Here is a 9,926-nt window from a genome sequence, read left to right on the forward strand (position 1 = left end):
ATTATACTTTATAAACTATCTGACAAATCAAATGCGATCCGGTGCACCATCACCGGCCCGTGTACTTTCGTTCTACTTTCGTCGGCCAAACGGCCAGCGTCTCATTTTGTCCATTTGATCGACCGATCTCGTCATGTCTTTGTAAGCACGCCCGGCCAACCTGTTTTGAAATACCTCCATTTTGTCGGCAATGGCTTTCATCTTCGGACCGTGTATGTGCAGCCACTGCCTCAAAAAATAGAAAGCCAGCATCAAAGTGATCAGGAGCAACCATAAAAAATCAAAAGACCATGAAAAATACCACGTCGAGAAATCACCAACTTCAGCAACAAAGTCGATACTCGGAGCCTATCTTAGCATTCAAGGCTTAGCCTGAGACTCAATAGGCAACCTAGGACGCAAATCAAGAAGGTGTACATGTATATAGGCTCCGCCTCCCAAAGCCTGTTGCACTCTGTCAGCCTCTGCAGTCAGCAGCGACAATAACTCATCCGCTTTGATCATGCGATTTTCATCTGGATGTTTCCATTGACGGTCTTTTGCAAGGGTCACCAGCAAAGCTCCAGCTTTACTGTATTCTGCTGCCATGTATTTCCTAACAAGCTGATTTTCTATTGTATCTCGCAAGTCTGTCGCTGTGCGCCCATCACCAAGTTTTAGTTCAATCACAGCTTCATGCTTAGAAAGAACAGAGCGCAAACGTATATCAGTTTCCTTTTCGTCAGCTGTAACAGCCTCTTGGTCGACAGTGTAGATCGAGTTCGCGGCATAGCTCAGCTCGCGCGAAATTTCTCGACGCATGACCCTCTCATCTGATATCCCTGCCCAAGCCTCTCGCGGTGACGCGTCACGGAGAAGAAGGTCGTTTAGGTCAGACAGCCTATCCTTCAAAATCGCAAACATGGCTTCATTCGTTGAGGCAGGTGCTTCCCCGCTTCGATCAAGCGCTACCGCTTGAGCCTCATCAAATACCTCAGCATCAATCTCTTGCGCCCAACTCTCTTCTGCCACAGCCAAAATGCGATCCTTAAAATGAGCGCACAAAGGATCTGCGGCCATCTCGAGCTTGGTAGCAAAGCCCTCCTCGCCTTTCGCGTTGAGTAATGCCGTTACAATGCTATTGCGTGCCTGTTCCGCGTTGTCTCGAGTATCCGGTGAATAGAACCCTTCGTGGTGCGCATCGTCTTGTATTCGAACGTGGCGATAGGCCAAACGAAGAAGCCTCAGCAGTAGTTGCGGCGTGAATCGTTCGTCACCCAAACCAATTCCGTCTTGGCGATCACCAAAGAGGCTGGCCAGCCATGTCACAGCGTCTGGTCGCTCAGATGGTTCAACTATCTCAATCTGATCCGCCAGCTTTTCGACACTCGTCTGCGGATCAATTCGCATTAAGGTCGACAACCAAACAAGGCGCAGCGAAAACGGCAATTGTTGTTCCAATCTTTGTAGTGCCCGTTCTTGAAGCCTCTTAATTTCCGCAGCATCGCCATGCTTCAAGATAACCCGTGTGACTTGCCGAACCCTTTCGGTCATTCCGGTCGTGTTATCGGCGCCATTAATCCAGTCCCCACCGTCATCTAGCCAGGATTCCAGTCGTGGTAAAAATAAACTGGCTACCCTCTCAGGCGCATAATCAATTCCTTGAAGTAAGCTCGAATGTCCACGCTCACCTGACGGCAGGTTCAGCTCCCACGACAATTCATTTCCAAGCGTCCTGTCCACAGCGTTTGGGTGCGTGTCTACGAGACCTTCTATCCACTGAGGCAGGCCGTTCAGTTCAATCAGAGCGTACCGCGCGGCTAGCTCGGCTTCGGCATCGCCGAGTTTAGCTGCCCAGTCGGGGGCCTCCGCTTCGGCGTAGATCGCGGCCAGACCAAGTTGCCAACGTACAAGAAATGTATTGCGCTCGCGTTCGGGCCTTTCGCTGGGAAAAGTTGGGTGGTCATCACGCCAGATATTCATCAGCACCCGGCGAAGCTTGTCGGCCGTTTCTTGATTGAATTGCTCTTCAATGAATCGCCGGTTCCAGCCTGACGATCGACTGTCTTCACCATCATGACTCATGGCGCGCCACAAGTTCCAAGCAGTGTTCCAGCTTTGCTCCGTCGAAAATGCGTTTTCAGGCTGATTGGCAACTTCTCGCCAGAACTGAACCCAGCTCGCGCGTTTCTTGGCCTTTCGCCGCTCTTCTTGCTTCTTTCGTTCAGCCTGCTTCTTTTCCCAACGACGATGCTCTTTGTCGTGCTTCGATGGCTTCAGCGAGTCGTCAAGTCTTTGCACGAATGAAGGTTCATCCACTATTAGAGGCCTAAGTCCTTCAACGTGTTTTTTCCATGTATCACGATCCGGCGACAGACGGAGGGCTGCCTCCAAGAGCATTGCGCGTTCACCCGCATCCCGGGTCGTGTCACCAAGAGCTTCGCTCACCCAAGTCAGATCCCGGTCCGGTCTTAGCTGAACTGGTCCATCGTGAATAGTGATCTCTGCGAGCCGTCTCCAAGGATCTTTGATTTCATGGAGCGACTTCAGCAAAGCGTCCTCAACCCAGAAAAGACGCTCATTGTCCACTGCTTTCAGATTGAGCAGCCGTTCGCGAAGTGATTTGATCGGCTCATCGTCGCAATGGTCTCGGTGGTGTAATCGCAATGCGATTACACCACCATGCAGCCACTGGTCGTCTAGGCTTATATCGAGGCCGCGTTCACATGTTGCTGCGAGTGCTCCACTGAGATGTGGTCGATTACTCATAATATGCGGCCACTCTTTTCGCCATTTAAGCCCCTCTGATACTAGCGCGAGGAGACCATCACGAAGTTCCTCAAGGACAGTGAGATCAAGAGACGCTCCTGCTATCAGGCGTGGTAGTTGCCAACTAAGATCGCCTACATTGCGCTTCTTTCGCTTTATCCATCTAAGGGTCCGACAAAGCTGCTCAACCGACATGTATTTTGGGAAAAGGCGTAGTATGGCACCGCGTACTACTCTGTCAGGCCAGAGATCATCAGCATCAGCTATCCTGGCAGAAACTATCCCTAACCTCTCGTCACCAAGGGCTACTAAAGCGTCAATAGCCATTATGCGCTCGACCGTAGTTGCAGCAATGTCCTGAGTGATATCGAATACGATGTCTGCACAAGCTTCTATGCGACCCGCCTCTATAAGGCTGATGAGGACTTCTCGTACATCCGGATTCTCTACTCCACTGCGCCAAATCCTGTCGATTTCTTCTGCCAACTCGTTCGATGCAAATCGGTGGACCTGAATTTGAGGCACCTGAAGGCCTCTCCACCCACCAGGGCCGTAGCGCTTAGCGTAGGCGTGAAGAGCTTGATTTCGCTGCGTCTGCGTTAGCGACTCTGGGTCGCCTTCATCCAGAAGCACAGCAGGCTCATTGTCCCGCAAGAGTTCAAATATCCCGTCTTCTTGCAAGGCTAGCCACCCCGCCACTGGTCGCTTGGACGGGCGAACGATTGTGTTACCTTTTGTCTCCGCGAAGAGAAGACGTTTGAGGGCTCGAAACGACATGCCTTGTCTTCGAAAAGCTATTAGCCGCTCCGCAGCAAGGTACTCGGCAACAGAGCGATGATGGAAGCGCACTCGGCCATAAGAAGCGAAGCCAAATAACGGACGCTCCAGCAGTGCTTTTCGTTCGTTCGGCTGCCAATCGGATAGGGTGATCGCCGGATCAAGAGCTGCCTCCTCATCAACAGCGTCGGACGCTGCACTATGACGAATGGTTATACGACGTGTCATCTGAACTGCAAGCGCGAGTCGGCTAGCTCCTTCGATCGCCTTGTCGACAGATAATTCCGCCGGTTCAGGTCTGTCTTCGCGAGGAAGCAACTTCACGCGAACATTCGTGGCAACCTGATCGCGATGTGTTCGGATGCGTTTATGCTCACGCCAGTCCGCGCATAACTCAATGAGGTCCTGAGGCCTACGTGCAAACTCTAGGGCATTGCGACGTCGTAAGTCTTCAAAAAGAAGATCAGGATCGCTCACTCCCTGGTGTCGACAAAAATCGACGATCTGTTCGTCCGACAACGGCATTAAAGCTACAGACCGCCAATCGGGCGATTGATTTTTGCTTCTGTTGTCGTGTTGCTCCCGATGCTCACGCATTGCTATCTTCGCAAATGCTTCTTCATCGGAGTCCGAAGACGGCGCCATAGGAACAGGCAGTACGTTTCGGACCAGCTGTTCGTCGAAGGGGATCGGCCGTGTCGTGATGACGACGCGCGCCCGATGAAGCTGACCTCTGATACACTTTTTCAGTCGTTTGAGCGCGCGCTCAAACGACCCCATCGTCAATTTTAGCTCGTCAATCGAGTCCAGAAAAAATGTCGCCACCTCAGACTGTGAGGCAAGCCACCCATCCAGCCGGGCTTCTTCATCTGCATCTAACAGACTGCGAAGGTCTTCTGTTGCCAACGCGGCCAATTCAACAAAGAATGCAGGTTCTCCCGAGGCCCAAAGGCGCTCCGACTGTTTACGGCATTCGTAGGTTTTTCCTGCCCCTGCCTCGGAAATTATCAGTACACGTTTTGAATGTAGTAAATCATCCCATGTATATCCTCGCGACCAGCCCAGGCTGACCAAGAAAGACTGTTGATCGGCATCATTAACCTTCCCATCAGGGATATCTTTAAAGGTCCGCTCTATTATCGTCACTAATGCCACCTATAAAATTTTTACCAATTAGTCCCGAATCTAGTGGTGCGCTTCGTTACAGCCTCAACATATTTAAATACAGCACCATGAGACTCATTAGCGAAACTGGGCTCCCCTTCAATGCTGAGGCACAACGACTCCAACATACTTATAAATCGTTGTGCGAGAGACTCCATAACGACGAGCTACGTCTGTAACACGCATATCAGGGTTACTTAGAAGTTCTTCAATCTCCCGAACTTGCTGATCATCAAGCTTAGGCTTCCGCCCGGCCCCTAGCACGTGCTGCAGCAAGACCAGGCTGCGTTTGTTTGCGAATCAAGCTACGTCGAAATTCAGCTAGTGCAGCAAATACATGAATAACTACTTTTCCTGCTGCACCGGTAGTTTCGATCTGCTCGGTAATGCTCTCAAACCCCACCCCTTGCTGCTCTAGACTTTCCACTGTCATTACTAAGTCGGACAAACTTCGCCCTAGATCATCCAACCGCCAAACTACTAGGGAATCCCCCCGCACGCAACTCCCTAAGGCACTGTTCAAGCTTTGGGCGCTCTCTACTATTACCGCTGAAAGCTTCTTCATAGATCGTGCGACACCCTGCCTTCTTGAGGGCCTCACGCTGGAGGTCTAGGTGCTGGTTATCCGGCGATACTCGGATGTATCCTATGCGTTGATTCATTGACACAACCAGAACATTGAAAAGTTAACGGAAATATTAACAGCCTTCGCTAGCTCAGGCGAGCGGAAGTTGAGAGCATCGCTGAGTAACCTGCTCTTAATTCATAGGTGCTATGATTAATACATCAAGAGACGGATAGAGGAGCGAAGAATGAGCAAGAAGAGCCCAGAAGAATCAAGTAATTACACAAAGAAAGCTTTGCCACTCGAAGCTGACGCCGCCAGCCGGGGCGTTCAGAGACTGACAGACCAGGAGAAATTGGAACTTCGGCGGGATATGATGGAGTCTTCAGCTTGGGCAAAGGAAGAACTGGCCCGCCGACGTAAAAACAAGGGGAGCGATCATAGCCTTGTCATGGCTCAGACCTCGGCATAACAATCTTGGTCATGACCTTACCCATTTCCTCTTGCGTCGCCTCGATCTTACTGAGAACAGCAAGGATTGTTGACTGGCCGAACTGGGCAGTTCGCACGTCATCGATCAGCCATAGCTTCAATAGGCCACCCAAACGGCCAAGATCGCCGTTGATTCGAGCCAACTCCCGTACCTGCTCACAATCGACCACACCCTTGATCTTGTAGCCCTGGCCAACCTCACGCAGATAACGCGCAGCGCTCATGCCTGCTCGCTTTGCTTGCGCCTCGATATGCTCCTTTTCCTCGGGTAAGCAGTACACCTTGATAGGCGTACTACTCTTCCTCGTTATTCGTTTAGCCTTATCGTTCATCACCTTTTGCCTTACCTCCTTGTTACCTGGCGGATAGTGTCCAATGCCTCCTCGAAGTCCTCCGGCGTCGCTCGGCCAGTTTCAGCCTGGTAGTAGAGGATCGTAAACATATTGGCGACCGCTTCTGCGACAGGCGAAATCTGCTGTGCGGTTTCCTGATCGATGAATTCCAGGGAGGCCAGCTTGATTGCTGCCTGATGAATTGCGTGCTGAACTTCGATATTATGTGTGATTGTCATGTGTCACCTCTCTGACAGGTGGTATGTGAAAATGCGGGCCGGTGCACCATCACCGGCCCGTGTGCTTTCTAACTAATTGCGTCGGCCAAACGGCCAGCGTCTCATTTTGTCGATTTGATCGACCGATCTCGTCATGTCCTTATAAGCACGACCGGTCAACCTGTTTTGGAATACCTCCATTTTGTCGGAAATGTCTTTCATCTTCGGGCCGTGTCCGGTGCTGTGCAGCCACTGCCCCAAAAAATAGAAGGCTAACATCACAATGAACATCACTGCGAAGAAACCAAATACCTCCGCAAGGTTTTGAGGTGGAAAGTTAAACTCCATAATCAGTAATCCTTACTTAGTTAGGCCATGCGGCCTTTTTTAACAAAGCTGGCAATCTCACTATTTCGTTCCTGTTGACGTTCCTGGGCATACGAAACGTAATCCTCAACGTCGAAGGTGTGCTTTTCCGGGTCGCGCTCTTGCCATTCTGCGTGTGCTTGGCGGGCTTCTTCCTGGTCCTCACTAGATAAGCCATCAAAGCCGCCGGTTTGATTCATCCAGCCAGTGCCGCCGCCTAAGCTATCATTGTCAAATGCAGGAGAAGCGTCGTCAGTCGCCCTCCTTGTCGTCTTCCCCGTCACCTTTCATGCTGTTTCGGATCGAGCTGGCTAAACGGCCTCCGCTAGTGCCACTGATTCTATCTCCGGCCATATCACCCATACCCTTCATCAAATTTGCACCGGTGTCCGCTGCAATACGCCCCGCTTTTACAGCGCTGCCTTTAAAACCGCCAGAGGATTCGCCACCGCTAGAAGATTGACCGGAAGCTTGGGAGAAGGAGCCAGCGTCATCAGAATTACCACCGCCATTAAAAACACCGCCCAGGCTCGACATAACGTCAGTATTATTCGCTACGTTCTCACCCGCTTTTGCAAATGCAGCCTGAATAGCAGACGCACCGCCGGCGGTAGCCATTGCTGCACCGGCAGCCATACCACCAGTGGCAACAGCCGCTCCGGCCATCGCCCCGGCACTGATACTACCTGCACCTGCCGCCGCGCCGCCTCCAGGAACCAGGCTGGCGACCACATTGGGAACCGAGTGAATGAGCATTACGAGAACCAGTGAAACGACAAAGATCACCAGCAGTTCACGCATAGGGGCATCATTGGATAGATCGGCGTAGAAACCGTCCATGATCGACATGGCAATGCCAATGAGCAACGTCATTGTCATCAACTTCAAAGCAACGCCCAATACGCTTTTGAAGTAGTTGATTGCTATATCTGAAGTCCAGCGCGAACCACCAAAACCCAGTACGAAGACACCGGCATAGATCAATATCCAAGCCGTCACCAAAGCCAACAACACATTGGCCGCCACTACCGCCATACATGCCAAAATTGCCAGCGTGATTAAGAAGATAGACAAGTTATCTATCGGGCTTGTGATGCTGTAGGACTCACCAGCTTTCACAATAATGTCGAACGCAATACTAATAGGCTCTGACGGGGTTAGGTCTCTCGGAAGGCCACCGGCTTGAGCACCGATCATTCTCAACGAGTCGATGATTGACGTCGCAAAGTCTGGGCCGTTTCTGAGCAACCAGAGAAAGAAGCCAAACGTCAGGATGAAGCGCACGAATTCAGCAAAGAACTCCCTTATATCCGCTTGTTTAAGGATTAAGGTCCCGCCAGTCCAAACAAGGGATATAGTGCCCAGTGTCCAGAATAGCCAGGCAGCATAGTTTGTAATTACCGTGCCCCAAGTAGCACTTGCTGTCATGAAACGCACAGCCACTTCATCTAAGACACCATTAGGCTCAATGGCCGCTGATGCTGTTTGCGAAGTCAGTACAACTGCCAGGAGCATGACAAGCCGAATAAATATCTTGATCATGATTAGAACCCCTTGTTCTTGGATCGATCCGTGGGTTCGCCCATATACCAAAGACAGTTCCCTTTTTCCTTCTGCTCTTTCGTCAGGTTCGGGTTGTCACAGTTGATCGTTGCAGGCTTTGGCCCGCCATCTTCGCCGCACCCCACCATAACAAAAGAGGCCAACGCGCTAACGATAAAAACTCGGGTAATATTCTTCATAACTAAAAGCTCCGGTTTTCTGAACGGTCGGTTGGCTCACCCATATCGAACAACCTTTCACGGGACGCTTGATATTGAGCTTCCCGGTCAGCATCCGCCTGCATTCTAGTGCCAACGGCATTCTGCTGAGCAATCAGCAAGCTGCGGATTTGCAGGAGCTGGTTAGCCTGGTTGCTGGCGAGCTGGTTGGCGTAACCAATGGCGGCCAATTGTCCGTCTGCACCCTGGGCGGCGGATTGCAGGCGGTTAAGCTGACGGGCATCGGCTTCCAAGTTATCTTGCTGCTGTTCCAGACTCCTAAATAGTGCGTCGTTGGCCTTTTTCTGCGATTCAGACGCAAGGCGTCGGTTCTCGGTCATTGCGGCCCGTTCGGCATCGCTGCACCCCGTAGCCGAGAAGCATGGCGAACTGCGGTAATAGGCTACGTCCTGGAACTTGCCCAAGTACGCATCGAGGCTACCAAGCTGGTTTTGGTAATAGGCGAGTGTGTTGGTCGCCTGGTTCAGCTCGTTGATGGTGCGTTGCGCTTGGTCCCAAATATAAGAAGCCGGGGCCATCGAGTTTTGCAGCATGTTTTCATACTGCTGCAACTGGGTTTGATACTGCTGAATTTGCTTAGCAGTCTGTGTAACAGACTCCATGGCCGACATGATGTTCTGTACTAGATTCGTACCATCAGCAACCGGAATCCCCGCATATACAGGATTAGAAATATTTAACGCCAAGGAGATGGCGAGCACGGGAATTTTAGCCGCTAAAATTTTTCGCTTTAGCATGGTTAATTACTCTTAGTGGTTATGACTAAAAGTTGCATTCACCAACCTGTAGGCTCGTAACCTACTCCTGCCGTTGCCAGCGGTGAATGTGGGCCTTTTCAGAGATAGCTCGCCACTTACTATCCCGGCGCCCGACCTGCGCGACACCGTAAAACGCGCGGCCAAATAGGGTTAAACATCGGTGTTATTACCAACCGAAGCGGTTAGGGCTTCCGTCGATTCCTTTGCCATCACATCAACGTGATCGGCTCTTATGTTGTCGTTTCGCCTTTTTAGCTGCCTGCTCAGCTTGGAGCTTAGCTTTACGCTGCTCTAGTGCTGGCATGACCGCCGCTTTTTCAGGTAAAGGGCCTGACTGTATCGCTAAGACCTCTAACTGAGATAGGTTTTGCAACCAGCCACGGCGTGAAGGTGGCACTTTGCCAATCGGTAACACGCCAGGCTTATCAGACCGCTTGGCCCTTTTATTCTGCGCTATTAATGCCTGACGACGGCGTTCTAGTCCTTGATCGGCAAATTTGATAGACAGATTGCCATCTACTGCCGCCTTGATTACTCGCGCCTTGAACTCAGGCGAACCATTCACGGTAATACGATTACCGTAACGCTCCATTGCTACCTTTAGCGCAGCTAAGACACTGGTTTGGTTGGAAGCCGTCGACACTTGTAGACGCTCACCATCATCACGCACGGCGCTGTTACCTGCTCGATAAATAATGGTGCCTTTTTTCGTAATCGTATCGACC

General features: G+C 51.2%; 13 protein-coding genes and 1 pseudogene. 1 reads left to right on the forward strand and 13 read right to left on the reverse strand.

Translation table 11 applies throughout. From position 1 onward, the window contains the following. Positions 1 to 72 precede the first annotated feature (72 nt). The 5 genes and pseudogenes from ACN0T8_RS04375 to ACN0T8_RS04395 form a co-directional block, all read right to left on the reverse strand. Positions 73 to 255 (reverse strand): annotated as a pseudogene (locus ACN0T8_RS04375) (hypothetical protein); the annotation flags it as partial. Between the two features lie 105 nt (positions 256 to 360). After that, positions 361 to 4,671: an NACHT domain-containing protein gene (locus tag ACN0T8_RS04380; protein ID WP_417879406.1), complete on the reverse strand. Its 4,311-nt coding sequence runs from the start codon at positions 4,669 to 4,671 to the stop codon at positions 361 to 363. A gap of 117 nt (positions 4,672 to 4,788) precedes the next feature. Next, complete coding sequence (locus ACN0T8_RS04385; RefSeq protein WP_417879506.1) at positions 4,789 to 4,953, reverse strand: helix-turn-helix domain-containing protein; 165 nt, start codon at positions 4,951 to 4,953, stop codon at positions 4,789 to 4,791. Beyond that, a complete protein-coding gene (locus ACN0T8_RS04390; RefSeq protein WP_417879407.1) occupies positions 4,928 to 5,137 on the reverse strand; it encodes a recombinase family protein in 210 nt (69 codons plus the stop codon). Before ACN0T8_RS04390 ends, ACN0T8_RS04385 begins: the two co-directional genes overlap by 26 nt. Before the next feature lie 13 nt (positions 5,138 to 5,150). Further along, positions 5,151 to 5,351: a recombinase family protein gene (locus ACN0T8_RS04395; protein WP_417879408.1), complete on the reverse strand. Its 201-nt coding sequence runs from the start codon at positions 5,349 to 5,351 to the stop codon at positions 5,151 to 5,153. 150 nt (positions 5,352 to 5,501) lie between these two features. Between ACN0T8_RS04395 and ACN0T8_RS04400 the strand changes: the two genes are divergently transcribed. After that, positions 5,502 to 5,726 (forward strand): hypothetical protein, encoded by a 225-nt coding sequence (locus ACN0T8_RS04400; protein ID WP_417879409.1) that lies wholly within the window; start codon positions 5,502 to 5,504, stop codon positions 5,724 to 5,726. On the opposite strand, the gene traJ is transcribed toward ACN0T8_RS04400, so the two are convergent. From traJ to ACN0T8_RS04440, 8 genes are all read right to left on the reverse strand, one after another. After that, the gene (traJ, locus tag ACN0T8_RS04405) at positions 5,704 to 6,078 is read right to left on the reverse strand and encodes a conjugal transfer transcriptional regulator TraJ (RefSeq protein ID WP_417879410.1); all 375 of its coding nucleotides are present in this window, start codon (positions 6,076 to 6,078) and stop codon (positions 5,704 to 5,706) included. The genes ACN0T8_RS04400 and traJ overlap by 23 nt on opposite strands. 11 nt (positions 6,079 to 6,089) lie before the next feature. Further along, complete coding sequence (locus tag ACN0T8_RS04410; RefSeq protein ID WP_417879411.1) at positions 6,090 to 6,317, reverse strand: type I toxin-antitoxin system ptaRNA1 family toxin; 228 nt, start codon at positions 6,315 to 6,317, stop codon at positions 6,090 to 6,092. A 72-nt stretch (positions 6,318 to 6,389) separates the two neighbouring features. After that, positions 6,390 to 6,644 carry a hypothetical protein gene (locus tag ACN0T8_RS04415; RefSeq protein WP_417879412.1) on the reverse strand — a complete coding sequence of 85 codons (255 nt, stop codon included), beginning with the start codon at positions 6,642 to 6,644 and terminating at the stop codon, positions 6,390 to 6,392. Between the two features lie 20 nt (positions 6,645 to 6,664). Beyond that, entirely contained in the window at positions 6,665 to 6,862 is a 198-nt protein-coding gene (locus ACN0T8_RS04420; protein WP_059122623.1) for a hypothetical protein, read from the reverse strand. A gap of 52 nt (positions 6,863 to 6,914) precedes the next feature. After that, the gene (gene trbL, locus ACN0T8_RS04425) at positions 6,915 to 8,204 is read right to left on the reverse strand and encodes a P-type conjugative transfer protein TrbL (RefSeq protein ID WP_417879413.1); all 1,290 of its coding nucleotides are present in this window, start codon (positions 8,202 to 8,204) and stop codon (positions 6,915 to 6,917) included. A gap of 2 nt (positions 8,205 to 8,206) precedes the next feature. Next, a complete protein-coding gene (locus ACN0T8_RS04430; RefSeq protein ID WP_258672602.1) occupies positions 8,207 to 8,404 on the reverse strand; it encodes a hypothetical protein in 198 nt (65 codons plus the stop codon). 2 nt (positions 8,405 to 8,406) lie between these two features. After that, a complete protein-coding gene (gene trbJ / locus ACN0T8_RS04435; RefSeq protein WP_417879414.1) occupies positions 8,407 to 9,180 on the reverse strand; it encodes a P-type conjugative transfer protein TrbJ in 774 nt (257 codons plus the stop codon). 235 nt (positions 9,181 to 9,415) lie between these two features. Further along, positions 9,416 to 9,926 (reverse strand): LPD7 domain-containing protein (locus ACN0T8_RS04440; protein WP_417879415.1); only part of this gene is annotated, 511 nt, incomplete at its 5' end.

The sequence above is a fragment of the Vibrio sp. genome, assembly GCF_048266485.1.
Lineage (GTDB): Bacteria > Pseudomonadota > Gammaproteobacteria > Enterobacterales > Vibrionaceae > Vibrio.

Bases quoted from the DNA above. Each gene is read 5' to 3' on its own strand.
- ACN0T8_RS04395 (WP_417879408.1), bottom strand. From the start codon at position 5,351: ATGAATCAACGCATAGGATACATCCGAGTATCGCCGGATAACCAGCAC.
- ACN0T8_RS04400 (WP_417879409.1), top strand. From the start codon at position 5,502: ATGAGCAAGAAGAGCCCAGAAGAATCAAGTAATTACACAAAGAAAGCT.
- traJ (WP_417879410.1), bottom strand. From the start codon at position 6,078: ATGAACGATAAGGCTAAACGAATAACGAGGAAGAGTAGTACGCCTATC.
- ACN0T8_RS04410 (WP_417879411.1), bottom strand. From the start codon at position 6,317: ATGACAATCACACATAATATCGAAGTTCAGCACGCAATTCATCAGGCA.
- ACN0T8_RS04415 (WP_417879412.1), bottom strand. From the start codon at position 6,644: ATGGAGTTTAACTTTCCACCTCAAAACCTTGCGGAGGTATTTGGTTTC.
- ACN0T8_RS04420 (WP_059122623.1), bottom strand. From the start codon at position 6,862: ATGAATCAAACCGGCGGCTTTGATGGCTTATCTAGTGAGGACCAGGAA.
- trbL (WP_417879413.1), bottom strand. From the start codon at position 8,204: ATGATCAAGATATTTATTCGGCTTGTCATGCTCCTGGCAGTTGTACTG.
- ACN0T8_RS04430 (WP_258672602.1), bottom strand. From the start codon at position 8,404: ATGAAGAATATTACCCGAGTTTTTATCGTTAGCGCGTTGGCCTCTTTT.
- trbJ (WP_417879414.1), bottom strand. From the start codon at position 9,180: ATGCTAAAGCGAAAAATTTTAGCGGCTAAAATTCCCGTGCTCGCCATC.